Below are 26,179 nucleotides of genomic sequence, written 5' to 3'. Positions count from 1 at the left end.
CTTTTTCAACCTCTTTCATTTGTGAAAAGTATTGAAATGTGCTATAATATGGATATTCTAGTGAAAGAAGGTGTAATTGTGGGATTTACAGATGAGACAGTACGTTTTAATCTTGATGATTCAAACAAAAAAGAGATTAGTGAAACATTGAAAGATGTCTATGTGTCGCTGAATGAAAAGGGCTATAACCCAATCAACCAAATCGTAGGATACGTGCTTAGTGGTGATCCTGCGTATGTACCTCGCTACAATAATGCACGAAATCAAATTCGTAAATATGAACGTGATGAGATTGTAGAAGAATTAGTTCGTTATTATTTGAAAGGGCAAGGCATTGATCTCTAATGAGAATTATGGGGTTAGATGTTGGTTCAAAAACAGTTGGTGTCGCAGTTAGTGATCCACTTGGTTTTACAGCTCAAGGACTTGAAATTATTCCTATTGATGAAGAAAAAGGGGAATTTGGTTTTGATCGTTTGAGTGAGCTTGTAAAAGAATATAAGGTTAATAAGTTTGTTGTAGGACTCCCTAAAAATATGAACAATACAAGCGGACCACGTGTAGAAGCAAGTCAAGCTTATGGTGCTAAGATTGAGCAATTATTTCATTTGCCAGTTGAATACCAAGATGAGCGTCTAACAACGGTAGCTGCGGAGAGAATGCTGATTGAGCAAGCGGATGTGAGCAGAAAGAAGCGAAAAAAAGTGATTGATAAGCTTGCAGCACAGCTCATATTGCAGAATTATTTAGATCGAAATTTTTAATAAATAAAGGAGAAAACATGGCACACGATCATAACCATGACCATGAACACGAAGAACGTGAGTTGATTACGCTAGTAGACGAGCAAGGAAATGAAACTTTGTTTGAAATTCTCTTGACCATTGACGGAAAAGAAGAATTTGGGAAAAACTACGTTCTATTGATTCCAGCTAGCGCAGAAGAAGATGAAAATGGTGAGGTAGAAATTCAAGCCTATTCGTTTACTGAAAATGAAGACGGAACAGAAGGCGATTTGCAACCAATCCCAGAAGACTCTGATGCTGAATGGGACATGATTGAAGAAGTTTTCAATAGCTTTATGGAAGAATAAAAATTGCGTACACTAGCTTTTCATATTACAGACGATGAAGAGATTGAAAGGCTGTGTGAATCGTTATTTTATGGTATACGAATGAGTGGTTGGTTAATTCCCATGTGGAGCAAGAGTTCCAGCCATTCAAGTAAATTGTGGGGTGTGACATGAACCAAAGTCTGGTTCTGTTTCACTCCCTTTTTGCTGGGAGAAGAATATGAATGAAATTGAAACGTGGCTAGAAAGTCGCATTGGTTTAAATTTTCGCTCTGGCTTAGAGCGAATGAGACAGGCGATAAGTCTTTTAGATCATCCAGAAGAAAATTATCCCATTATTCATGTGACAGGAACGAACGGAAAAGGCTCAACGATTGCTTTTATGAGTCAATTATTTGCAGAGCATAAAAAGAAGGTGGGAACCTTTACGTCACCTCATATGGTGAGCATTTATGATCGGATTTGTGTCAATCATAAACCAATCTCTGACAAGGATTTTGTTAGAATTGGGCGCCGTGTTCAAGCAATGGAAAGGCAACTTTTGCGGACACAAGATTCATTATCTTATTTTGAAATTTTAACACTCATAGCTTTATTGTATTTCGAAGAAGAGCAGGTAGATGTGGCTTTAATTGAGGTGGGAATTGGTGGACTTTTAGATGCAACAAATGTAGTGATAGGAGATGTTGCGGTTGTAACGTCTGTAGGATTGGATCATCAAGAAACATTAGGAGACTCCATAGTAGCAATTGCGGAGCAGAAAGCAGGAATTTTCAAGAAAAAGGAACGAGCTGTTATCGGGCCGCTGGCTGAAGAAGCCAGAAGGGTCTGCGAATTGCGCGCAGATGAGTTGGGAGTTGTTTTGTATGAATACGGTAGGGATTTTTCATTTTCAAAAGGACAATTTTCTAATCAAGATAAAATGATAGTTGGTTTACAGCTGGGTCTCAAAGGTACTTATCAGGAAGAAAATGCAGCTGTTGCTTTGCAAAGTTTTCTTTTATTTATGAAACAGCAAAATTGGCAACCACAAGTAAAATGGATACGCAAGGCTTTGCAAGAGACCCATTGGGAAGGGAGACTGGAATATTTTGAGAGAGGAATTTATTTGGACGGGGCTCACAATTTACCCGCTTTGTCACGTTTGGTGGAGTTTATTCGCCAGCAAGGACAAAAAGAAATCTTTCTCTTATTCGGTGCTTTGAAACGCAAAAATTATCAGGGGATGCTGTCTTATCTTCAGCAGGAATTGCCTCATGTGCAGTTGTTTGTAACGACTTTTGAGGATGACGGTGCAGCAAATGAACAGGACTTTACAAATGGTCTCTACATTGCCTCTTATCAGGACTTTATCGAACAATTTATTAAAAGCGCTAATGACAATCAGCTCCTTTTTGTAACAGGTTCTCTTTATTTTATTGCGGAAGTTCGTGCTTTTCTTTTGGAGAAAGAAATTGACTGATTAGAATGGTGAATGGTATAATAGAAATGCAGGTAAAGGAGGGGAAAATGGCACATTTAAAGAAATTCAGCTACGTCACATTTTTTCTGATAGGACTTATCATTTTGACATCGTGTACCAAGTCTAACCAAACTTCACCGTCCTCTCAATCTGTCTCAAGCAGCCAATCAACTACAGTCTCAAGTGAGAGTAGTGATTCGCCAACTATTGCAGAAAATTCGTCAGAAAAATTAGACGGTACTTATAAAGGTATGGACGAAGAAGATGAGATTACTTTGGTTATCAAAGGAAATGGTGGTACGTGGACAGAAAAAGAGCCAAACGGTAAAGAGAAAGTAAAACAGGTGAGCATTGATCCGACAAATCAGCGAATGACGATTGGTGATGACATTGAGCGTTATATGATTGATGGCAAACAGTTAACGATTGAGGATATTGAGCAAGAAAATGGAGAAAATGATACGGTCGTTTTAACGAAGCAATAACTTGTCTAATGTTGGTGCAAAATTTCTTGATAAAAATTTGATATGAGTTTGCGAGAACAAGGACGCGTTGGACTTTAAGTTTATTGATTCATACAAGTCGATATGAGAGGCTGCATTTGTTTTAGTGAATTATTCACAAAGGGGCTTGCTTCATGAACTTTATCTGTTGCTTCTAACCGCTTTCTAAATTGGTAGTGGACAACAATCAGTATTCTAGTTAAAATGTAGAGATAGGGGGTAGGAGAGAAAGTGGCTGGTTACGAACCACAACTTTTCTTTTACTCTTTTTTGCTCTAATGAAAAAATACTTTGAATATCGAAGAATGAGTGATTCTGGCTTGATTTATTAGGAAATCCCCGTTATACTAGTACTAAGTAAAAACAGGGAGAGAAAATGAATCTTAGGAAATTTCAGCTATTGATGTCAAAATATGGTTTCAGTATTATTATCATGTTACTAGAACTTGCGCTCATTTTTTGGTTTTTCTTTTGGCTTGGTCGCTGGACACCTACTTTATGGATTGTCTTTGTGATTTTATTCAGCTTGGCAACGATTTTAGCGATTGTCAATCGTTCAATGACACCGGAAAGTAAAGTAACTTGGCTCTTGGTAGCGTTTGTTCCAGTCATTGGTCCCTTGCTTTATTTGATGTTTGGCGAGCGCCGATTATCCAGAAGTGAACTGAAACAGCTAAAAAATATGGATCAGATGAAATTTCGTGAGGACAATAGCTATGAGTTGCGGTTAGACTTGAAAAAAACAGATAAATCAGCTTACGGGATTATTAAGTCGCTTCTCAGCATGGATCATAATGCGGATGTTTACGACGGCACGGAATCGCAATTTTTCCCTTTGGGAGAAGAGATGTTCCAGAAAATGCTGGAAGATTTACGCAAAGCAGAAAAATTTATTTTTTTGGAATATTACATTGTGGAAGAAGGTATCATGTGGAATAGTATTTTGGATATTCTGCGTGAAAAGGCAGCCCAAGGTGTGGAAGTGAAAATGCTCTATGATGACATTGGCTGTATGGCAACTCTTCCGGGAGATTATACCAGCCGATTGCGGGCTATGGGGATTGACGCTCATAAGTTTAACAAAGTGATTCCGCGGATGACGGTGGCTTATAATAATCGAGATCATCGGAAAATTCTCGTCGTTGACGGGCAGATTGGCTATACTGGTGGCATCAATCTGGCAGATGAATACATCAATCACATCGAGCGATTTGGTCACTGGAAAGACGGTGGGATTCGTCTGAACGGACGTGCTGTAAAAGCCTTGACACGGCTGTTTCTGATGAACTGGTATATCAACCGTGGGAAAATCAGTGATTTCGATCGCTATCATTTGGACAACAAAGCTGTAGATGCGTCAGGGCTCTATATTCCGTATGGAAGCGGACCGAAGCCCATGTACAAAGCTCAAGTGGGTAAAAATGTCTATCAAAATATAATCAGCCAGGCGACAGATTATGTGTATATTGCCACGCCGTATTTAATCATTGATTATGATTTAACGGAAGACATCAAAAATGCTGCTATGCGGGGGGTAGATGTCCGCATTGTGACACCTTATATTCCAGATAAAAAAATCATTCAGCTTATTACGCGAGGAGCTTATCCGGATTTAATGGCGGCTGGGGTTCGGATTTATGAGTATACACCGGGCTTTATTCACAGTAAGCATGTAGTGGCTGATGATGATTTTGGTGTTGTCGGAACAATCAATTTTGATTACCGCAGCTTAGTTCATCACTATGAAAATGCTGTTTTGATGTATAAAACGCCTTCTATGTTTGACTTGAAGCGAGATTTTGAGGAATTGTTTGAAACCTCACAAGAAATACATGAAGATACCATTAAAAATACCTGGTATCAACGCTTGATTAAAGAAATTGTCGAATTATTTGCACCGATGCTATAAAATTTCTCTTGTAATGAGAGGAATTTTTCTTTTTTACGAATAATCTAGTAAAAGGAGGCAGAATGGTTATCGATTTAACAAGTGAAGAAAAAGAATTTTTGAAAGAGTATGCGGCTGTAAGTTATCATCGTTTTCGAGAATTGGAATACTACACTTTACTTTTGCAAAAGATGAAGAATGTGTCAGAATCAAGCTGACAGATAGAGGAGATTTTGATATACTAGATAAGACTGATATCAAGGAGAACCTTTATGTACGACACAATGACTGAACAAGAGCCAGTAGTAGAGAGAGTTCACGAAGAGAGTGAGCAGAAAAAAGTTTTTATAGGACCTGCGTCAACGCCCTTTGTCGTTTTATTTTTGTGGAGCTTATTATTGAGCGTTTTAAGTGTTGCCAATCCATTTTTGACCAACCTTGCTACTAATCTGCAATCTCAAAATTTATATGCAGGTTGGGCAATGGCGCAAGGTCAGGTTATTTATGGAAATATTTATGGAACGAGTGGTCTGCTTTATTATCTAGCTAATTGGGCGGGTAGTCTCTTCATGGGCAATATTTTCTTTGCGGCAATGCAATGCTTGGCTTTGTTTGTTGCAGGAATTTATCTGTTTAAAATTGTATATCAATTAACGGCTGTAAAAAACACTTCTATCAAAATCCTTTCTTTATTCTATTGTTTGACGCTCGCTTTAGGCTGGGGCGGCTTATACTCTAGTATTTTTGCTTTCCCATTTGTCTTTGGGTCGCTGTACTTTCTGATGCGTTATGTGACAGGAGAAGCAAGCGACAGAGGTTTTATTGGCTTTGGAGCACTTGGTGCGCTGATGTTTATGATTGATCCGGTGACGAGCCTTGTATTTTATTTGGTGACTTTCCTTGCTCTGCTAGTTTATAATATTTGGGCAAAGAAAAAAGCGCGCGGCCTGTATCAATTATTTGCCATTTTGGTAGGATTCTCGCTTGTATTTTATCCGCTAGGTTATTATACGGTTTTGAATGGCAGTTTTGGGCTTGCCATAAGCCAGATTCTTTATCCTTGGGATAGCTTGCATTTTTCAGGACAGCATTTATTGTACAATGGTTTGCTTTATGGAGGACTTATTATTGGACTTGGTATAGTTGTGACTTGGGTGAGAAGTTTTTCATTGCCAGCAAATTCTTTGGAACGTTTCCTGCAGCTATTTAGTTTTTTCGCGTCCTTAATTTTAGTTTTATTTGTTTTCTTTTTACCAGATCAAGGCGCTTATCAGCTGTTGCCTGTTTTACCATTCTTCCTGATTCTGCTCAGTATGTGGTTAGGAAAAAGTAAACTTAAAAGAGGTGGACGTCATAGCCGTGTACAAAAATCTACATCTATTTTAGGAACGTATGTTGCAAAAAATGCTTTCTTGCCGCTTTTAGCAGTTGCTTACTTAATTGGTTTTCCGCTTGTTAATCACTATATTTTATCTTCAGGTGAAGCAAGTGAACGTGTTTCTGCGGCAAATTATATCAAGAGCAAATCAAAGAATACTGATAAAATCTATGCTTGGGACACAACAGCAGCTCTCTACCAAGCGAGTGGGCGCCTATCTGCGGTACCGATTTTAACCCCTAGCTTGTACCAAGGAACAGATGAAAATCAAATGTCCCTAGTGAATAGCTTGAAAGAAACGACCCCAACGTATATTTTGGTCAACAATCAAGTGTCTCTTCTGCAAGATATCAAAAAACAATTAAAAGAAAATTATCAGCAGGCAGACCTAAAACTCAATCATTTCAAGCTCTATAAGTTGAAATAACAAATCAATATCTTGTGTTTAAAATAAAATTTAAAGTTTTTTTCCACAAGATATTGATTTTTTTTGTTGAGGTGATATAATATATTTTATACGAATGGAGGAGCTCATGATTGCATTAAAAGAAGAAACAGTACAAGGATTTGCTGATATTTATGTAGAAAAGCGTGACGGTCGTCGTGTGGCGTTTGACGCAGACAAGATCTACAAAGCTCTTGTCAAGGCTAGCCAAGAAGTAACGACGATGACTCCGTTGTTAGAAGCAAAACTTGAAGGTATTACCAATAAAATCGTAGCAGAAGTGATTTCACGTTTTCCTGCGGGTGTTAAAATCTATGAAATTCAAAATATCGTGGAGCACGAATTACTGAATGCCAATGAATACGCCATTGCAGAAAGCTATATTACTTACCGCACACAACGTGATTTTGCGCGCTCAAAAGCAACAGATATTAACTTTACAATCGGAAAATTGCTTAACAAAGACCAAGCAGTTGTCAATGAAAATGCCAATAAAGATAGCGATGTTTTCAACACCCAGCGTGATTTGACGGCGGGAATTGTTGGGAAATCGATTGGTTTGCAAATGCTGCCACCACATGTGGCAAATGCACACCAAAAAGGAGACATCCACTATCACGATTTGGATTACAGTCCTTATACACCGATGACGAATTGCTGTTTGATTGATTTTAAGGGCATGTTGGCAAATGGCTTTAAGATTGGAAATGCTGAAGTCGAAAGTCCAAAGTCGATTCAAACTGCGACTGCGCAAATCTCTCAAATCATTGCCAATGTTGCATCTAGCCAATATGGTGGTTGCTCTGCTGACCGAATTGATGAAGTTTTGGCGCCTTATGCTGAAAAAAATTATGAAAAACATTTGAAGGATGCGCGTGAATGGGTGCTTCCTGAAAAGCAAGAAGAGTTTGCCTGGACAAAGACTAAAAAAGACATTTATGACGCCATGCAATCTTTGGAGTATGAAATCAATACCTTGTTTACATCAAATGGACAAACGCCATTTACCTCACTTGGTTTTGGACTTGGAACTAATCGTTTTGAGCGTGAAATTCAAAAAGCTATTCTTCAAATCCGCATCAAAGGTCTTGGCTCTGAGCACCGTACAGCCATCTTCCCTAAATTGATTTTCACGTTGAAGCGTGGATTGAATTTAGAACCCGGTAGTCCAAACTACGACATTAAGCAGTTGGCCTTGGAATGCGCTACGAAGCGGATGTATCCGGATGTCTTGTCTTACGACAAGATTGTGGAATTAACGGGTTCTTTCAAAGTTCCAATGGGTTGCCGTTCTTTCTTACAAGGTTGGAAAGATGAAAATGGTCAAGAAGTCAATTCTGGTCGTATGAATCTTGGGGTTGTAACTGTCAACCTTCCAAGAATCGCCCTCGAATCTGAAGGCAACATGGATAAATTCTGGGAAATCTTCAATGAACGGATGAACATCGCTGAAGATGCCCTTGTCTATCGTGTGGAACGTACAAAAGAAGCAACGCCAGCTAATGCTCCTATCCTTTATCAATATGGTGCTTTTGGGCAACGTCTTGGTAAATATGACAAGGTAGATCAACTCTTTAAACATCGTAGAGCTACGGTTTCTCTCGGCTATATCGGTCTGTATGAAGTAGCGACTGTCTTTTATGGTGGTGAATGGGAACATAACCCAGAAGCTAAGAAATTTACAGTAGATATTGTTCGTGAAATGAAACGCCGTGTCGAAGAGTGGTCTGACCAATATGATTATCACTTCTCAGTTTACTCCACACCGTCTGAAAGTCTGACCGACCGCTTCTGTCGTCTGGATACAGAAAAATTTGGTCTTGTGAAAGATATTACAGATAAAGAATACTATACTAATAGCTTCCACTATGATGTTCGGAAGAATCCGACACCGTTTGAAAAGTTAGACTTTGAAAAAGATTATCCAGCAGCGGGTGCGTCGGGCGGCTTTATCCACTATTGTGAATATCCTGTTTTGCAACAAAATCCAAAAGCGCTCGAAGCTGTTTGGGACTACGCTTATGACCGCGTGGGCTATCTGGGAACCAATACACCGATTGACCATTGTTATAAGTGCGATTTTGAAGGGGATTTCACGCCAACAGAACGTGGATTTACTTGTCCAAACTGTGGCAATAGCGATCCTAAGACAGTTGATGTTGTCAAGCGAACTTGTGGTTATCTTGGAAATCCTCAAGCCCGTCCGATGGTAAATGGACGTCACAAGGAGATTTCAGCTCGTGTTAAACACATGAATGGTTCAACAATCAAGTTCGAAGGACATCATGTAGAAAAGTAGGAACTTTCATGGGAAAATATCAATTAGACGATAAAGGAAAAGCACAAGTGACACGCTATCATGAAAAGCATTCCAAAGGCAGAGTCAATAAAAAAGATCGTGTTGCAAATTTGCGAGAACAATTCTTACAAAAAACAAAGAAAAAATAGGAGAAAGAGTGAGGTTTGCATGAAGCTAGTCTCACTCTCTTTCTATCAAGGTGAGAAAAATGGAATTAAGACGACCAGGATTAGAAGATAAAGAGGCGGTGATAGACCTCATACTAGAATTTGAAAGGTCAAATGCTGCACACGATGGCGGTTTTTGGGACAAGGAAAATTTCGTTTATGAAGATTGGATTGCTGGAAACCAAGATGCGGAAATGGGTCTCAATATTCCTAATACATGGGTGCCGGCTATACAGTTTGTTGCCTTTGATAAAGGACAGGCTGTTGGCTTTCTAAATTTACGCTTGCGTCTGAATGAACATTTACGCGGACATGGCGGTCATATTGGTTATAGCATTCGTCCGTCTATGCAGGGGAAAGGCTATGCGACCGCTATGTTGAAAGAAGGGCTTCTTGTCGCTGCTTCAAAGAATATCCACCGAGTGCTAGTTACTTGTTCGGAGGACAATTCTGCTAGTAGGGCAGTTATTTTAAAAAACGGGGGCATATTAGAAGACATCCGACAGGGCACCGAACGCTATTGGATAGATTTGAATTAGGAGTAATTTATGGAGTTACGAAGACCAGAATTGGCAGATAAAGAAGCGATACTTGAAATGATTGCAGAATACAAAGAGCAGGGGCTTCTCATGAATGGCGGTGTAGAAAGCACTTGGGCATGTGCAGAAAATTACGAAGATTGGTTGCAAATCAATCGTGATCAAGAGGCAGGACTGAATTTGAAAGAAGGGCGTGTTCCAGCTATTTTGTTTGCTTCCTTTGATTCAGATGGTCGTGCATTAGGTTTTTTAGGGCTTCGTATGGCACTAAATGATTTTTACTTAGAGTTGGGCGGGCATATTGGCTATGGCATTCGACCTAGTGAGCAGGGAAAGGGATATGGTCAACAACAATTAGCTTTGGCTTTACTTGAAGCCCAAAAACTAGCGCTCTCTCCCGTTCTGATTACTTGTGATATGGATAATGCTGCTAGTCGAGCAGTGATTTTGGCCAATGGTGGAGTGTTGGAAGATGTACGAGCTGGGAAAGAGCGCTATTGGATAGATTTGGGGTAGAAAAATGACATGGAATACACCGAAGCCAGGTGAGTGGAAAAGCGAAGAGTTAAGCAAAGGACGTATTATTGACTATAAAGCCTTTAATTTTGTAGATGGCGAAGGGGTGCGTAATTCCCTCTATGTCAGCGGCTGCATGTTCCATTGCGAGGGCTGCTACAATGTAGCAACTTGGTCTTTCAATGCAGGGATTCCTTATACGCATGAGCTGGAAGAGCAAATTATGAAAGATCTAGCAGAGCCCTATGTTCAAGGGTTGACTTTGCTTGGCGGAGAGCCTTTTCTCAATACAGGTATTCTCATTCCCTTGGTTAAGCGGATTCGTAAGGAATTGCCAAATAAAGATATTTGGTCTTGGACGGGCTACACATGGGAAGAAATGATGTTGGAAACACCAGATAAGCTGGAACTGCTGAGTCTTATTGACATCCTGGTCGATGGACGGTTTGACAAAGCCAAGAAAAATCTCATGCTGCAATTTCGCGGTTCTTCTAACCAACGAATCATTGATGTGCAAAAGTCTCTCAAAGCTGGGAAAGTGATCATTTGGGATAGACTGAATGATGGCACAGAAAGTTTTGAACAAGTTAATCGAGATAAAACAGAATAAATTTGAACCAAGGCAGGACTGAATGTTCCTGCTTTTTTGTTGTTTGGAATGTAACAGCGAAGAACTGCATTGAAAACGCATTTATCATTTAAAGTTTTTGTAATTCTTAAAGAACGTTTAACATTTAGTTATTTTATGCTATAATAGGAATAATAAAATGGATATTTTTGCATAGGAGTTTCAAATGGCCCAAAAAAGATCGCGCTCTTCTAAGAAGAAAAGCAATCGGATCTTAAATATTGCTTTTCTAGTCATCTTTGCATTATTAGCAACCTTGTTGATTTTTTCAATGTTCCGCTATAACATTCTAGCATTTCGGTACTTGAATGTTTTACTATCAATCTTGCTAGTAGCCGTAGCACTAGTGACTGGCTTTTTAATTTTTAAAAATAAAGGGCGTGTCACAACAATGATTATTCTCATTTTGGCTATTTTAGTTAGTTCAGGTGCGATGTATGCCATTAAAGAAGTGCTGGATTTGTCTAACGGCTTAAATGCAACATCCAACTATTCTGAATATGAAATGAGCGTAGTGGTACCGAAAAATAGCGATATCAAAGATATTAGCCAAGTCAAAAACGTTCTAGCACCAACGGCAAATGATGCAAATAATATCAAGATATTGACAGATAACCTAGCGCAAACTAAAAAAGTGAACCTGACGGTTGACCAGTCATCTTCTTATCTGACAGCTTATAAGTCTTTGATGAATGGCGAAGTGAAGGCAATGGTGTTAAATAGTGTCTTTGAGAGTGTGATCGAAAATGAATATCCAGATTACGCTTCAAAAATTAAGAAAATCTATACTTACAAGATTAGTAAAAAGATTGAAAACGCTCAGTCACCAGCTACTAATAACGATGTCTTTAATATCTATGTTAGTGGCATTGATACCTATGGTCCCGTTTCATCTGTTTCTCGCTCGGATGTGAATATCATTATGACGGTGAATCGCAAGACGAAAAAAGTGTTGTTGACAACAACACCGCGTGATGCCTATGTGCCGATTGCTGATGGTGGTAACAATCAAAATGATAAATTAACGCATGCTGGTATTTATGGCGTGGAGGCGTCCATTCACACGTTGGAAAATCTCTACGGCATCAAAACGAATTATTATGTTCGTCTCAATTTCACTTCTTTCCTTAAACTCGTGGATTTGCTAGGTGGTATTGACGTGTATAATGATCAAGAGTTCACAAGCTTACACGGTAATTATCATTTTGGTGTAGGAGATGTTCATCTAAATTCTGAGCAGGCTCTAGGCTTTGTGCGAGAACGCTATTCATTGAGTGGTGGCGATAATGACCGTGGTAAAAACCAAGAAAAGGTCATTGCGGCTATTATTAAAAAATTGACTTCAACAAGCGCTTTGAAGAATTACAATGCTATTATTTCAGGACTACAAGATTCAGTTCAAACCAATATGAGTCTTGAAACCATGATGAGCCTAATCAACACGCAACTGGAGTCTGGTGGTAGTTATACCGTGACTTCTCAGGCAGTTACAGGTGAAGGTCGTACGGGACTTCCGTCTTATGCCATGCCAGATGCCAATCTTTACATGATGGAGTTAAATCAAGATAGCTTGAATGCAGCTAAAACGGCAATTCAGAAAGTGATGGAAGGGAAATAAGATTGATTGATATTCATTCGCACATTGTGTTTGATGTGGATGACGGCCCCAAGACACGTCAGGACACACGAGAGCTTTTGACAGAGAGTTACCGTCAAGGAGTTCGAACGATTGTTTCAACATCTCATCGTAGAAAAGGGATGTTTGAAACACCTGAAGAAAAAATCGCAGCAAACTTTCATGAAGTTCAGCAAATCGCTAAAGAAGTAGCAGATGATCTCACTATTTTGTATGGGGCTGAAATTTATTATACCAGCGATATTTTAGAAAAACTCGATAAGAAAATCATCCCAACTTTAGGCGGAACGAGTTATGCTTTAATTGAATTTAGTATGATGACACCATATAGGGAAATCCACAGCGCTTTAAACAATGTGCTCCGTTTAGGAATTACACCAGTTGTAGCTCATATTGAGCGTTATCATTGCTTGGAGAATGAAACGAAAAAAGTGCAGGATTTGATTAACATGGGTTGTTATATGCAAATCAACAGCTCTAGCGTCCTCAAACCGAAGTTATTTGGTGAAAAGTATAAATTCATGAAGAAGCGGGCACAATTCTTTATGGAGCAGGATTTAGTGCACTTTGTGGCGAGTGATATGCACAATTTAGGTCCACGTCCTCCTTATATGCAGGAAGCCTACCAAATTATCTCTAAAAAGTATGGCAAAGCATATGCTGATGCACTATTTCGCGAAAATCAAGAAATATTATTAAAAGACGAATTAATTTAGGAGAAGAAATGAAAAATCAAGATAATCAGACGGTGGAAATTGATGTTCTATCATTAGTTAAGACCCTGTGGAGACGAAAATTTCTCATCGTTGTGACCGCTTTTGCAATGGCTATTGTTGCTTTAGGCTATAGTGCCTTTATTATAAAGCCTACCTACACTAGTTCTACAAGGATTTATGTAGTAAATCGGCAACCCGGTGATAATTCCACATTGACAAACCAAGATTTGCAAGCTGGGTCCTACTTGGTAAAAGACTATAAGGAAATTATTTTATCGCAAGATGTATTAGCTAAAGTGATTTCTGACTTGAAATTAAATATGCAGCCAAGTGCACTAGCTAAAAAGATCACAGTTACTGTTCCGACCGATACACGTATTGTCTCAATAGCTGTTTCAGATGGGGATGCCAAAGAAGCTGCTCGTATTGCCAATAGTCTTCGTCAAGTTGCGGCTGAAAAAATTATAGCTGTTACAAAAGTAGCAGATGTAACAACGTTAGAAGAAGCAGAAATTCCAAATGCTCCGTCTTCACCAAACATTAGACGCAATACTTTGATTGGTTTTCTTGCTGGTGGAGTTTTCGTCTCAGTTGTGATTCTTGTCGTTGAAGTGTTAGATGACCGAGTGAAAAAGCCAGAAGATGTGGAAGAAGCGCTGGGAATTACTCTTCTTGGAGTTGTGCCAAATATGAATAAACTATAAGAGGGGAAAATAATGCCGAGTTTAGAATTAGCTAAAAATAAAGAAAAAACGATAAAGAAAACAGAAGAATACTACAATGCCTTAAGAACTAATATTCAGCTTAGTGGGGATAATATTAAGGTCATTGCTGTCACTTCTGTTCAGTCCGGAGAAGGGAAGTCAACGACTTCTACAAATCTAGCCATTGCTTTTGCACGTTCAGGATATAATACTTTACTAATTGACGCAGATATTCGTAACTCTGTCATGTCAGGGATTTTTAAAACGCGTGATAAAATCACAGGTCTGACAGATTATCTAGCTGGTGCGACAGATTTGTCAAACGGTTTATGCGAAACAAATATTGACAATCTATTTGTGATTGAAGCTGGACAAGTCTCACCCAATCCAACAGCTTTATTGCAAAGTAAAAACTTTGGTATCATGATTGATATTCTCAGAAACCATTATGATTATATCGTTGTTGATACACCACCGATTGGACTGGTCATTGATGCGGCTATCATTGCTCAAAAATGTGATGCTAGCGTTTTAGTCGTCGAGTCAGGAAATGTAAAACGGAAAACATTGCAAAAGGCAAAAGAACAATTAGAGCAAACCGGAACACCATTTTTGGGAGTTATTCTAAATAAATATGATACACAGTTAGAAAAATATGGCTCCTACGGAAATTATGGCAATTACGGAAATTACGGAAAGAAAAAGTAGAGATTAGCATTTAGGAGTAGGGATGTTTGAAAATAGAAATGAGTTGCAAAAAACAGGAATTGCTTTTATTCAACTAATTACAGTTTTTGTTGTGATTATGATCATAAATTTAATTTCAAACTTTAGTCTAACTAATAAAGATATTGTGATGTTAATGTTGCTACATATTGTTGCTTTTTATATTAGCAATTATAACTATCATTTTTTTCAACGTGGCTATTTAATTGAATTTACCGAGACACTGAAATACAGTGCTTTTTATGCAGTCATTATCACATTCTCTTCTTTTATGCTGGGAGGCAACTTTTCATTATCCCGTGGCAATCTCATCTTTTTTATCTTGTTGAATGCTTTGGGTGTTTATTGCATTAATCTATCAATCAAGCAATATTATGCACGAGTACATCCAAGATTAAAAAGCAGTAAAAAAGTCCTCATTATTACGGTTTCCAATCGTCTAGACAGAATTTTAAAGCAATTGACCGAAGCGCGCACATTTAATGAATGTATAGTAGCTATTTCAGTATTTGATAACTCGTGTTACCAACATCCGACAATCCAAACGATACCAAAAGAACGTCTCATCGAATTTGCAACTCGCTCTGTTGTAGATGAAGTTTTTATTAGCTTGCCGAGTGATGACTATTCCATTGAAAATTTGGTTATTCAGTTTGAGAATATGGGAATCACTGTTAATGTGAATATTAACGCCTTGGATTTTCAAATTGGTGAGAAGAAGCTTCAAGAAATTGCTGGCTTTAGCGTGGTCACTTTTTCAACAAATTTCTACAATTATAGCCACGTCATTGCTAAAAGAGTTTTGGATGTCATTGGTTCTCTCTTTGGACTTCTTATATGTGGAATTGCAGCGCTTTTCCTAGTTCCAATGATTCGTAAAGATGGCGGACCAGCAATTTTTGTTCAAGAACGTGTTGGAAAAAACGGTCGGATTTTTAAATTTTACAAATTTCGCTCTATGTACGTAGATGCCGAGGAGCGCAAAAAAGAGCTGATGGCACATAATACCATGAGTGGTGGGATGTTCAAAATGGATGATGACCCACGTATTACACCTATTGGAAAATTCATTCGGAAAACCAGTCTAGATGAACTACCGCAGTTTTATAATGTCCTTAAAGGCGATATGAGTCTTGTCGGAACACGACCACCAACTAAAGATGAATATGAGCAATACACACCAGAGCAAAAGCGGCGATTGAGCTTTAAACCAGGAATCACTGGCTTATGGCAAATCAGCGGTCGTAGTAGCATTACGGATTTTAACGAAGTCGTCAAACTGGATGTCGCTTATATTGATGGTTGGACCATTTGGTCAGATATTAAAATCTTACTCAAAACAATTAAAGTTGTACTAATGAAAGACGGAGCGAAGTAGTCTTACTTCCTCTTCTCTATTTTTGATGAAAGAAAAATGATAAAAACAGTTTATATTATCGGTTCTAAAGGAATACCAGCTAAATATGGTGGATTTGAAACTTTTGTAGAGAAATTAACAGAGTTTCAAAAGGATAAAGACATTCAATATTATGTCGCTTGTATGCGTGAAAACTCAGCTAAGTCTGGAATCACAGAGGATGTTTTTGAACATAATGGTGCCACATGCTTTAACATTGATGTTCCGAATATTGGACCGGCTCGTGCAATCGCTTATGATATTGCTGCCCTCAACAAGGCAATTGAAATAGCAAAGAAAAATAAGGACGAAGCACCAGTATTTTACATTTTAGCCTGCCGAATTGGTCCGTTTATTTCAAGTATAAAAAGAAAAATCAAAGCTCTTGGAGGAACTCTGATGGTTAATCCGGACGGGCACGAATGGCTACGAGCTAAGTGGAGCTTGCCTGTTCGTAAATATTGGAAATACTCTGAGCGATTGATGGTGAAACATGCAGATCTATTAATTTGTGATAGTAAAAATATTGAAAAATATATTCACAAAGACTATAATCGTTATCAACCCAAGACAACTTATATTGCGTATGGAACGGATATAACCAAATCGCAATTAACGTCTTTAGATGAAAAAGTGCGTTCTTGGTATGATAAAAAAAATGTTCGAGAGAATGAATATTATCTTGTAGTTGGACGTTTTGTCCCTGAAAATAATTATGAAGCCATGATTCGTGGTTTCATGAGGTCTCACTCCAAAAAAGATCTTGTTTTGATTACCAATGTTGAGCAGAATAAGTTTTATGAGAAGTTGCGTCAAGAGACGGGTTTTGATAAAGATTCGCGTATCAAGTTTGTCGGAACCGTTTATGATCAAGAATTACTCAAATATATTCGCGAACACGCCTTTGCTTATCTCCATGGTCATGAAGTAGGTGGCACTAATCCATCACTACTCGAAGCTCTTTCTTCCACTAAGTTAAATCTTTTGTTAGATGTTGGGTTCAATCGTGAAGTAGGAGCAGATGGAGCGATTTATTGGGATAAAGAACAGTTGGCTCAGATTATTGAAGAAATAGAACTATTGGATGAAAAAGCTATTTCTGAATTGGATAAGAAATCTAGTGAGCGAATTGCTGCAGCTTTTACATGGCAGAAAATTGTGGCAGATTATGAGGAAGAGTTTAGAATAGAGGAATAGTTTGAAAGTTTTAATCCAGAGCAGAAAAAATTTCTTTACAATGCGTGGTGGAGATACAGTTCAGATCGAGAAGACCAAGGAACAGCTTGAAAAACTTGGAGTTGAAGTGGATATTAGTTTGGAATTAGAACCAGACCTATCCGCCTATGATTTAGTACACTTAACGAATGTTACTCGTATCCAGGAAACCTATGTTCAAATGCAAAATGCCAAAAAACAAGGTAAAAAAGTTGCTCTTTCAACTATTTTTTGGCCAATGGAAGACTTTGAAAAACAAGCACAGATTGGCGCTAGAAAGCTAATTAGTAATCTCCTATCCATTGATAACATTGAGAGAGTTAAAGCGCTTGCTCGTATGATTAAATCAAAAGAATCAAGGGGAAGAGTAACTAAAAATTTAGTTACTGTTGGATATACTAAAATGCAACGCTATGTTGTTGAGAACACTGATTTATTTTTGCCAAATTCTGAGATGGAGATACAGAAATTATTTGAAACATTTAAGATTCATTCAGATGCTTATGTTGTTGTTCCGAATGGTATAGATAAAGATAATGCCTTGAAATATCTGAATAATTCAGACGCTAATGAATTTTCAAAATTTAAAGATGCGGTCATTTCTGTGGGACGAATTGAACCACGTAAAAATCAATTGAATCTTCTTAAAGCTCTCCACGATTCAAATTATACAGTAATTCTGGTTGGAGCTGTATCAGATAACCATAAAAACTATTTTGCTGAGATACAAAAATATTTAGATTCAAATCCTAAAGTGCATTATTTTCCCCAAATTGACAATGATAAGCTTTATGAACTCTATAAAATATGTAAAGTTAATACCCTGCCTAGTTGGCTTGATACACCGGGTTTAGTAAATCTTGAATCTGCAGCAATGGGATGCAATTTAGCTATTAGCAGTAGAGGAACAACAACAGAGTATTTTGGTGATGATGCTTTTTATTGTGAACCGGATGATCTCTATAGCATTCGTAGTGCTGTTGATAATGCTTTTTCCTCGCCTCGTAATAAAAAGTTACAAGAAAAAATTTTAAGCAAATATACTTGGGAGAATGCAGCTAAACAAACTTTGATTGGATATAAAAGATTATTAAGGAAGTAAACTCTGAAAATTCTCTATTTTAGAGTTTGTTTCGATGATATCTAGAATTGTGTTTGTTAGAAAAAAATAAAAAAAGTTATTTTTATGGAGATGGTATTATCATACTAATTATAAGGTTTTTAAATAGTTAAAATATATGAGTGTAGATAAAATAATAAAAATTATAACAGGAAAAGAAGTAAAGGTTGATCAATCAATTCCATTATTATACATTATAAACAGAGGTATATACTATTTTTTAGGATTAATTCGTGGAAGCTTTAAAAGCTTTAATATAAATAAAAGATTATTTATTGGGAAAAAGACAACAATTCGATGTAAAAAGCAATTAATTTTAGGTCATAATGTCAATATTGGTGATTATGTAGCAATAGATGCTTTGTCAAGTAAAGGAGTCATATTAGGGGATAATGTAAAAATTGGGAATCACTCTATAATAGGAGCTTCAGGCTCTATATCAACCTTGGGAAAAGGAATGAAAATAGGGAAAAATTCTTCTTTTGGTGATTATACTCTTTTTGGAGCAGCAGGAGGATTGAGTATTGGTGAAAATGTAATATCGGGTCCTTTTGTGCGATTTCATGCAGAAAATCATAATTTTGATAGAACTGATATTTTTATTCGAGAACAAGGAATAAATTGGCAAGGTATAGAAATAGGGAATGATTGCTGGATTGGAGCAGGATCGGTTTTTTTAGATGGTTCAGCTGTAGGGGATGGTTGTGTAGTAGCAGCTAATTCAGTTGTGACTAAAAAGTTTCCGAATAATGTCGTGATTGCTGGTGTTCCTGCTAAAATTATTCGGAAACGGTAGTTATAAATGGAGAGAACAATGGAAAACATAGATTTTGTTGTTACTTGGGTTGACAATAATGATTCTAACTGGAGAAAAGTTAAGGACTACTATGCTGAGCAATGTGGAATGAATGCTGATATGAACTCTGACGCGCGTTATCGTGATTGGGAGCTAATGAAATATTGGTTTCGTGCTGTTGAAAAGCATGCTCCATGGGTAAATAAAGTCTATTTTATTACAGAAAGTCATGTTCCAAAATGGATTAATCTAGATTGTAAAAAATTAGTCCATGTCAAACATAGTGATTATATTAATTCAAAAAATTTACCTACATTTAATTCTAATGTAATAGAATTGAATGTTCATAATCTAGAAGAATTATCTGAGCATTTTGTTAGTTTCAATGATGATATGTTTTTAAATTCAAATGTCCTGCCTTCTGATTTTTTTGTTAACGGACAGCCTAAAGATAGTGGCATTTTTAGTCCAATTGTACCATATCCTAATACGATTGCTCCGATTGTATTAAATAATTTATTGATTATAAATAAATATTTTGATTCACGAACAGTTCTGAAAAAATATTATAAGAAATATTTCCGATTATTTTATAGGAAACACTTGTTAAAAAATATATGTATATTACCATGGAAACCTATATTGGGTTTTTATGATCAACATATACCTATATCTTTTAAAAAGTCAATATTTAAAAAAGTTGCTGTCACAGAATCGGATACTTTTTTAAAAACATATAATCATCGATTTAGAAAAGAAGATGAGATTAATCACTGGCTGGTTCGTTATTGGCAATTATGTACGGGTCAATTTACTCCAAGGCCAACAAATTTTGGTGCATATTATAATCTGGCAGATGATAATAGAGAAATTTTAAAAGATATAAAGAATAGAAGCCATAAAGTGATTTGTATAAATGATGGAGCTCTAATCGCAGATTTCAAAAAAACAAAGGAAGAGCTAATTAAAGTTTTCGAAGAAAAATATCCAAATAAATCCATGTTTGAAAAGTAGAATTACTTTTACTTACAAGATTGTTCATATCAAAGGAAATGGCTTTTAAGGAAAGGATTAATCTATGAAAAAAGTAATGTTGGTATTTGGGACACGCCCTGAAGCTATCAAAATGTGTCCGTTGGTTAAAGAACTAAAGAAAAGTAATAAGATTGAAACGCTTGTTTGTGTGACTGGACAACACAGGGAAATGTTACAACAAGTGTTGGATGTTTTTGATATAGTTCCTGATTATGATTTGGACATCATGAAAGAGAGGCAAACACTTTTTAGTATAACAGTGGCTATCTTAGAAAAAATTAAACCTGTTTTAGAAATTGAAAAGCCGGATATTGTTTTAGTTCATGGTGATACGACAACAACATTTGCTACTTCATTAGCTGCCTTCTATTCAAATATTAAAGTTGGGCATGTGGAAGCTGGTTTGCGAACTTATAATCTTCAAAGTCCGTTTCCAGAAGAATTTAATAGACAGGCTGTTTCTATCGTTTCAGATTTTAATTTCGCTCCAACAGATCAAGCTAAGAAAAATCTGTTACAAGAAGGTAAGAAAGAATCAACAATTTTTGTTACTGGCAATACGGCTATTGATGCCTTACGTACAACCATTACTGAATCTTATACGAATCCAATTTTGGATTGGGTAAATGATAGCAAATTGATTCTTTTAACTGCTCATAGACGTGAAAACTTGGGCCAACCTATGGAAAATATGTTCAAGGCCGTTAAGCGTGTTTTAGCAGAACATACAGATGTGAAAGTTCTTTATCCAATCCATAAAAATCCTAAGGTTCGCGAAATTGCTCGCAAGGTTTTTGGTAATGAGAAACGTATTAAACTAATTGAACCTTTAGAAGTTATTGATTTTCATAATTTTATGAAGCAGTCTTATATGATTTTAACAGATTCTGGTGGGGTTCAAGAAGAAGCACCTTCTCTCGGTAAACCAGTTCTTGTTATGCGTGATACGACAGAGCGTCCCGAAGGTGTGGAGGCAGGGACTCTGAAACTTGTTGGGACAGAAGAAGAAACAATTTATAACGAGTTCACTAAACTATTGACAAATCAAGAACTTTACAATCAGATGAGCAAAGCTAGCAATCCTTATGGTGATGGTTTCGCTAGTGCAAAAATTGTTAAAATTTTGGAAGATTATTTATAAATTGACGTCATTGACATAGAATAGGTTGTTTAATGGGAAAATATAATAAAATTACAGTCGTACATATAGGAGATTTTTTGGGGTATCCGCCAGTCATTAGTCTTATTGAGAATCTTTTGCATCACCATGTAAAAGTTGATTTGATTAGTTCGACTGAGGCACACAGAATACCGGTAATTATGCAGAATAATAGTGATTTCAACTATATTTGCGTTCCTTATGATCTTGGGTCTGGATTGAAATCAAGAATTGTTCGAGTTTTTTTAAACCGAAAAACGATTAGAGAAACTGTTGCAGCATCAATGAAAACGTCAGATATTCTTTGGACAACTACTGATGTTGCTATTAAAGTATTAGGAGAACAATTGTTTGAGTATAAGCATGTGATGCAATTGATGGAACTAATTCAGAGATTTCCACATTTTACAAATATCAAAGCTCTCGATTTTCCAATTGATGAATTTGGAAGAAAAGCATATAAAGTCATTGTACCAGATTTAGATAGAGCTTACATCCAACAGGCTTGGTGGGATTTAAAAGAGGTTCCAACTGTTTTACCAAATAAACCTTATTCGATAAATCGTGGAGAAATATCTGAAACAACTCAAGTAGCGCTGGATAAAATCAAGACTGAAACAAGGAAAATTCTTCTCTATTCAGGAGTCATCACTCCTGAGAGAAATATAGGAGAATTTGCAGCAGCAATCCGAAATCGTGAGGATTGTGTCTTATATGTAATTGGTAAAAGTCTCTCTGGTGAAACTTATTTAAATAAGTTGTTGGATGAAAATCCTAACATTGTTTATTTAGGTTATCATACTGCTCCGTCTCATTTAGAGTTTATCCAGTATGCTCATATTGGTTTAACACCATATGTTCCAACGCACTCGAATTTACATCCAATCATAAACGCACTCTATTGTGCACCAAATAAAATTTATGAATATAGTGCATTTGGAGTTCCGATGGTTGGGACAAATGTTTTAGGCCTGTTAAGACCTTTTGAGCAGTATGGCATTGGAAAATGTGCAAAAGATATGATGCCGGAATCTGTTTTAGAATGTGTTGAGTATATTGACGAACACCATGATGAAATGAGTAAAAATTGCTTGAAGTTCTTTGAGAAAGATAATCTGGATAAAATTGTTCAAGATATTATAGAGGGGTAGGGATTTATCAATGGTCAAACTATCATCTTTATATAAGGCAATTGTTGTAATCTTTGTAGCCTTTATGGTAGGAGTCCCTCTGCTTTTTCCTATTGAGATAATTGGGAGCTCTGCTCAAAGAATCATTATCATACTAGTTTCGATTTTACTTTGTATTCCTATACTATCGGATAAAAATAATGAATTGAAAAGAGAATTCAAGTTTTTAAATCAATATTTTTTCCTCTATATTTTAGTAATTATTATTATGGTGTACTTTTCCCGCATGACTTATGGTTATTCGTGGGATCAACTGGTTAAAGGTATTTTACTAGAGTACTTGTTGCCTATAGCAGCTTTTCCAATTATATTTATTTTCCATACTGATAATTCAATAAAGGGATTTTTATCACTTGTTTCAAAGATCGTTTTGTTTATGTTGTTCATAAGAATGTTTAGTTGGGTGATGTATAACTTTAGAGGACAGATTTATTTTTCAAGATTGTTATTCCAGTATGAAGAATGGATTAGAGATGGTTTTCAGAGAATAGAATCCGGTATGCTTTATGGGATAACTTTAGTCTTTGTTGCAGTTCAATCTTTAAATAACAGAATGAAGGGGTTGATTTATAAATGCCTCTTAGCTTTCATGATTTTATTTCTACTAGTTGTTACGCGTGTTCGCTTTCAGACTTTTATTTCTGTTTTAACAGTCGGTGCGATATACAGTTTTTATAAAACTAAGACAAAAGGCGGTTTTTTGTTAAAAACACTCTTGTTTATATGCCTGTTTGGAATGTTGATATTTAATTCTCAATTATTAGAAGCCTTTGTAGATAAAATCTCAACTAGTGGTCAATATGGAGCATCAACAGCGGTTAGATTTCAAGGAGCGGATCATTATTTATCCGTTATGGCTCAAAAAAATGCCTATTTTGGTTTAGGATTTTTACTTAAAGGAAGCTATGCGGTAAACACTTTGATGGCTAGAAATCAGTGGAGTATTTATTATCTTGATGACTTAGGTATGCTAGGAACCTTTGTGCAGATTGGGCTATTTACTATAGTGACACATATTTTTCTATTTATAAAGGCTGTTCAAGTTACAATAAAGTGTTTCAAACAAGAAAATAAAGACTATCTGTTGTATTCTCTTGGTTTAACAATCTACTTAATTGGCTCATGTTTGTTGTTGAATATTTTTGATAAGCAAAGAATTTTTGATGTACCGGTTTATTTAGCGATTTATAGTTTTTTAGATGCTAGAGTTTCAGGTATATTTTCTAATAAAAAACACAAAGTTGGAATGAAAGGACCTTATGGGGGAGAAGTTTAAAGTAAAGTCGGTAAGACATAATTTCTTAATGAATATCATTCTCAAAATGTCGGGAGTCATTTTTCCTTTAATTACGTTTCCGTATGTTTCTAGAGTATTGCTTAGTGCTGCAAATGGGAAAATTGCTTTTGCAAGTTCAGTCGTAGGATATTTTTCATTAGTTGCTTCAATGGGAATTCCGTCTTATGGTATTCGCAAATGTGCTGAGGTTAGGGATGATAGAGCAAGATTGTCAAAGGTGGTCACAGAATTATTGATTATCAATTCAATCTGTACTTTGTTGTCTTATTTAGTGTTTATTGCTTTAGTGATAACTATTCCACGTTTCTCAAGTGAAACGTTGTTGTTTTCTATTACATCGTTAACAATTCTGTTTAATATGCTAGGGGTGGAATGGTTTTATCAAGCAATTGAGCAGTATCAGTACATTACAATCAGAAATATTTCATTTAAAATCATTTCGATTATTTTAATGTTTGTGTTTGTTCATAAGCCATCTGATTATATTTTATATGCAGGAATAAATGTTTTTGCTTCAGTTGGTTCAAATATTTTAAATGCATTGAAATTATCAAAGTATGTTGATTTGGGCTTTAAAAGAAATCAAAAGTATGAGTTATTCATTCATTTAGCGCCGATTGTAACACTCTTTTTATACAATGCGACGACTGTTATTTTTACTAGCCTTGATCAGGTTATGCTAGGTTTCATTAAGGCGAATGAAAGTGTTGGTTATTATGCGGCAGCTATTAAAATACAGAATATTTTAGTCAGTTTAATTACTGCCTTAGGTGCTGTCATGTTGCCTAAAATTTCATATGCTTTGAAGAATGGGGGACGTGAGCATTTTGAGAATATGATTAGAAAATCTTTTGAATTTATTATCATTTCTGCAATACCAATGTGTTTTTTAGTTATCATTCTGTCGAAAGAAATCATTTTAGTGTTAGCAGGAAAAGATTATTTTCCTGCGATACCAATGTTACAGTTTTTAATGCCATCATTAATTTTTATAGGACTAAGCAGTGTAACGGCGTGGCAATTATTGATCCCTCTTGGGAAAGAGAAATACACTGTTATTGGTGCGCTTGCAGGGGTTATTGTTAATTTAGGATTAAATTCTTTAATGATTCCTGCTTGGGGAGGAGTTGGTGCGGCCATTGCCTCGACATTAGCAGAATTGGCTGTTTTATCTGTTCATTTAAAAGCATTAAAAGAGATTGTCAGTCGAACTTTTGAGAAGAGAGAATTACTCATTGCAATATTATCTACCTTTATCACGTCAGGAGTAGTGTTAGTGGTAAAGTATAATATTTTAGTCAAGGCAGCTTTCTTTGCGTGTGTAGTGTATGGCAGCGTGTTTGTGGGAGTGTATGGAGTGTCACTTCTTTTATTCAAAGAAAAGTTGGCAAATGAAACATTAGAGCGTTTAAAAGCGATGGTTATAAGAAGGTGAGAATAGATGATAGACACTTGTTCATGTATGATTTTAAATTACAATGATGCAAAGATTGTGAAAAAATTAGTAACAGAGATCGAAAATTATCCTGTATTTAATCATATTGTTGTAGTGGATAATTGCTCGACAGACGATTCTTATGCGGATTTACAGTCTTTAGTTTCTGAAAAAGTTACAGTCATAAAAACTGATAAAAATGGTGGCTATGGTTATGGAAATAATTTTGGAACGAGATATATCAAAGAACATTTTAATTCTAAATATGTTCTTTTATCTAATCCAGATGTTGTATTTTCTAATGATCTTATTCAAAGATTTGTTCGGACGATGGAGCAACAACCTCAGTTAGCTTTGATTTCTGCCATTCAACACGATATTAACAATCAGCCAATTCACGATTTGTCTTGGAAAGTTCCAACTTCATTTGAATATGCCATTTTAAATTCAGGTAAGCTTGCTCGTTTTTTTCCAACAAATGATGTATTGGATTTTAGTAAATCTGAGCAGTATGTTGATTGTGTTCCAGGTGCTTTGTTACTTTATGATACAGATAAATTTCTAGAAGTAGATGGTTATGATGAGGAAATGTTTTTGTTTGGAGAAGAAACTACTCTTGGATTTAAATTTAAAGAAAAAGGGTACAAATCATTGTTAATTCTGGATGATTACTATAGGCATGAGCATTCTGTTAGTATCAATAAATCAATTAGTCAAAAAAGTAAGCAACTTGAGATTTTATATCATAGTAGATTATTGTTTATGAAAAAGTATTTAAAGTCAAGTAGCTTAATGCTGGCTCTTGCACGATTTTTTCAAAAGAGAACTTTAAGAAAATTACATTAAAATAAAAGTAG

Annotated in this window: 27 protein-coding genes; all 27 read left to right on the top strand. The window is 36.3% G+C overall.

Annotation, left to right across the window (positions count from 1 at the left end):
• Positions 1-78: 78 nt before the first annotated feature.
• The 27 genes from EHW89_RS08735 (at position 79) to EHW89_RS08610 (ending at position 26,168) form a co-directional block, all read left to right on the top strand.
• Positions 79-345: an IreB family regulatory phosphoprotein gene (locus EHW89_RS08735; protein WP_009569646.1), complete on the top strand. Its 267-nt coding sequence runs from the start codon at positions 79-81 to the stop codon at positions 343-345.
• Positions 345-764 (top strand): Holliday junction resolvase RuvX, encoded by a 420-nt coding sequence (gene ruvX / locus EHW89_RS08730; RefSeq protein ID WP_003026628.1) that lies wholly within the window; start codon positions 345-347, stop codon positions 762-764. Before EHW89_RS08735 ends, ruvX begins: the two co-directional genes overlap by 1 nt.
• 17 nt (positions 765-781) lie before the next feature.
• Positions 782-1,093 carry a DUF1292 domain-containing protein gene (locus EHW89_RS08725; RefSeq protein ID WP_003027765.1) on the top strand — a complete coding sequence of 104 codons (312 nt, stop codon included), beginning with the start codon at positions 782-784 and terminating at the stop codon, positions 1,091-1,093.
• A 199-nt stretch (positions 1,094-1,292) separates the two neighbouring features.
• Entirely contained in the window at positions 1,293-2,534 is a 1,242-nt protein-coding gene (locus EHW89_RS08720; RefSeq protein WP_126467888.1) for a bifunctional folylpolyglutamate synthase/dihydrofolate synthase, read from the top strand.
• A gap of 47 nt (positions 2,535-2,581) precedes the next feature.
• Positions 2,582-3,019 carry an SP_0198 family lipoprotein gene (locus EHW89_RS08715; RefSeq protein WP_126467886.1) on the top strand — a complete coding sequence of 146 codons (438 nt, stop codon included), beginning with the start codon at positions 2,582-2,584 and terminating at the stop codon, positions 3,017-3,019.
• Positions 3,020-3,413: 394 nt separating this feature from the next.
• The gene (gene cls, locus EHW89_RS08710; RefSeq protein ID WP_126467884.1) at positions 3,414-4,946 is read left to right on the top strand and encodes a cardiolipin synthase; all 1,533 of its coding nucleotides are present in this window, start codon (positions 3,414-3,416) and stop codon (positions 4,944-4,946) included.
• A gap of 62 nt (positions 4,947-5,008) precedes the next feature.
• Positions 5,009-5,143 (top strand): hypothetical protein, encoded by a 135-nt coding sequence (locus EHW89_RS09600; RefSeq protein WP_259274331.1) that lies wholly within the window; start codon positions 5,009-5,011, stop codon positions 5,141-5,143.
• A 54-nt stretch (positions 5,144-5,197) separates the two neighbouring features.
• Complete coding sequence (locus EHW89_RS08705) at positions 5,198-6,730, top strand: heme transporter CcmD (RefSeq protein WP_126467882.1); 1,533 nt, start codon at positions 5,198-5,200, stop codon at positions 6,728-6,730.
• Between the two features lie 106 nt (positions 6,731-6,836).
• Positions 6,837-9,047 carry an anaerobic ribonucleoside-triphosphate reductase gene (nrdD, locus tag EHW89_RS08700; RefSeq protein ID WP_049508874.1) on the top strand — a complete coding sequence of 737 codons (2,211 nt, stop codon included), beginning with the start codon at positions 6,837-6,839 and terminating at the stop codon, positions 9,045-9,047.
• An 8-nt stretch (positions 9,048-9,055) separates the two neighbouring features.
• A complete protein-coding gene (locus EHW89_RS09430) occupies positions 9,056-9,196 on the top strand; it encodes a hypothetical protein (protein WP_126467880.1) in 141 nt (46 codons plus the stop codon).
• A gap of 59 nt (positions 9,197-9,255) precedes the next feature.
• On the top strand, positions 9,256-9,753 hold the full coding sequence (locus EHW89_RS08690) for a GNAT family N-acetyltransferase (protein ID WP_126467878.1): 498 nt from the start codon (positions 9,256-9,258) through the stop codon (positions 9,751-9,753).
• 9 nt (positions 9,754-9,762) lie between these two features.
• On the top strand, positions 9,763-10,269 hold the full coding sequence (locus EHW89_RS08685; RefSeq protein ID WP_049508876.1) for a GNAT family N-acetyltransferase: 507 nt from the start codon (positions 9,763-9,765) through the stop codon (positions 10,267-10,269).
• Positions 10,270-10,273: 4 nt separating this feature from the next.
• Complete coding sequence (nrdG, locus tag EHW89_RS08680; protein WP_003026610.1) at positions 10,274-10,879, top strand: anaerobic ribonucleoside-triphosphate reductase activating protein; 606 nt, start codon at positions 10,274-10,276, stop codon at positions 10,877-10,879.
• 184 nt (positions 10,880-11,063) lie between these two features.
• Positions 11,064-12,515 (top strand): LCP family glycopolymer transferase CpsA, encoded by a 1,452-nt coding sequence (gene cpsA / locus EHW89_RS08675; protein WP_126467876.1) that lies wholly within the window; start codon positions 11,064-11,066, stop codon positions 12,513-12,515.
• Positions 12,516-12,517: 2 nt separating this feature from the next.
• Positions 12,518-13,249, top strand: a complete 732-nt coding sequence (gene cps4B, locus EHW89_RS08670) for a capsular polysaccharide biosynthesis protein Cps4B (RefSeq protein WP_126467874.1) — start codon at positions 12,518-12,520, stop codon at positions 13,247-13,249.
• Between the two features lie 8 nt (positions 13,250-13,257).
• The gene (locus tag EHW89_RS08665; protein ID WP_126467872.1) at positions 13,258-13,953 is read left to right on the top strand and encodes a CspC family polysaccharide chain length determinant protein; all 696 of its coding nucleotides are present in this window, start codon (positions 13,258-13,260) and stop codon (positions 13,951-13,953) included.
• A 12-nt stretch (positions 13,954-13,965) separates the two neighbouring features.
• Positions 13,966-14,661: a tyrosine-protein kinase gene (locus tag EHW89_RS08660; RefSeq protein WP_003026604.1), complete on the top strand. Its 696-nt coding sequence runs from the start codon at positions 13,966-13,968 to the stop codon at positions 14,659-14,661.
• Between the two features lie 22 nt (positions 14,662-14,683).
• A complete protein-coding gene (locus tag EHW89_RS08655; protein WP_126467871.1) occupies positions 14,684-16,057 on the top strand; it encodes a sugar transferase in 1,374 nt (457 codons plus the stop codon).
• A 36-nt stretch (positions 16,058-16,093) separates the two neighbouring features.
• Positions 16,094-17,272 (top strand): beta 1-4 rhamnosyltransferase Cps2T, encoded by a 1,179-nt coding sequence (gene cps2T / locus EHW89_RS08650; RefSeq protein ID WP_126467869.1) that lies wholly within the window; start codon positions 16,094-16,096, stop codon positions 17,270-17,272.
• A gap of 1 nt (position 17,273) precedes the next feature.
• Positions 17,274-18,392 carry a glycosyltransferase gene (locus EHW89_RS08645; protein ID WP_037598439.1) on the top strand — a complete coding sequence of 373 codons (1,119 nt, stop codon included), beginning with the start codon at positions 17,274-17,276 and terminating at the stop codon, positions 18,390-18,392.
• 136 nt (positions 18,393-18,528) lie between these two features.
• Positions 18,529-19,206: an acyltransferase gene (locus tag EHW89_RS08640; protein ID WP_037598440.1), complete on the top strand. Its 678-nt coding sequence runs from the start codon at positions 18,529-18,531 to the stop codon at positions 19,204-19,206.
• 18 nt (positions 19,207-19,224) lie between these two features.
• Positions 19,225-20,220: a Stealth CR1 domain-containing protein gene (locus EHW89_RS08635; protein ID WP_049492305.1), complete on the top strand. Its 996-nt coding sequence runs from the start codon at positions 19,225-19,227 to the stop codon at positions 20,218-20,220.
• 64 nt (positions 20,221-20,284) lie between these two features.
• Positions 20,285-21,382 carry a non-hydrolyzing UDP-N-acetylglucosamine 2-epimerase gene (wecB, locus tag EHW89_RS08630; RefSeq protein ID WP_037598444.1) on the top strand — a complete coding sequence of 366 codons (1,098 nt, stop codon included), beginning with the start codon at positions 20,285-20,287 and terminating at the stop codon, positions 21,380-21,382.
• A gap of 32 nt (positions 21,383-21,414) precedes the next feature.
• A complete protein-coding gene (locus EHW89_RS08625) occupies positions 21,415-22,551 on the top strand; it encodes a glycosyltransferase family protein (RefSeq protein WP_126467867.1) in 1,137 nt (378 codons plus the stop codon).
• A gap of 10 nt (positions 22,552-22,561) precedes the next feature.
• Positions 22,562-23,866, top strand: coding sequence for a hypothetical protein (locus EHW89_RS08620; protein ID WP_126467865.1), 1,305 nt, complete (start codon positions 22,562-22,564; stop codon positions 23,864-23,866).
• Positions 23,850-25,322 (top strand): flippase, encoded by a 1,473-nt coding sequence (locus EHW89_RS08615; protein WP_126467863.1) that lies wholly within the window; start codon positions 23,850-23,852, stop codon positions 25,320-25,322. Before EHW89_RS08620 ends, EHW89_RS08615 begins: the two co-directional genes overlap by 17 nt.
• 6 nt (positions 25,323-25,328) lie before the next feature.
• Positions 25,329-26,168, top strand: coding sequence for a glycosyltransferase (locus tag EHW89_RS08610; RefSeq protein ID WP_080749318.1), 840 nt, complete (start codon positions 25,329-25,331; stop codon positions 26,166-26,168).
• The last annotated feature ends 11 nt before the right edge of the window (positions 26,169-26,179 follow it).

The sequence above is a fragment of the Streptococcus periodonticum genome (assembly GCF_003963555.1).
In the GTDB taxonomy this organism is placed as follows: Bacteria; Bacillota; Bacilli; order Lactobacillales; family Streptococcaceae; genus Streptococcus; species Streptococcus anginosus.
This window is presented reverse-complemented; position numbering and strand designations above follow the sequence as displayed.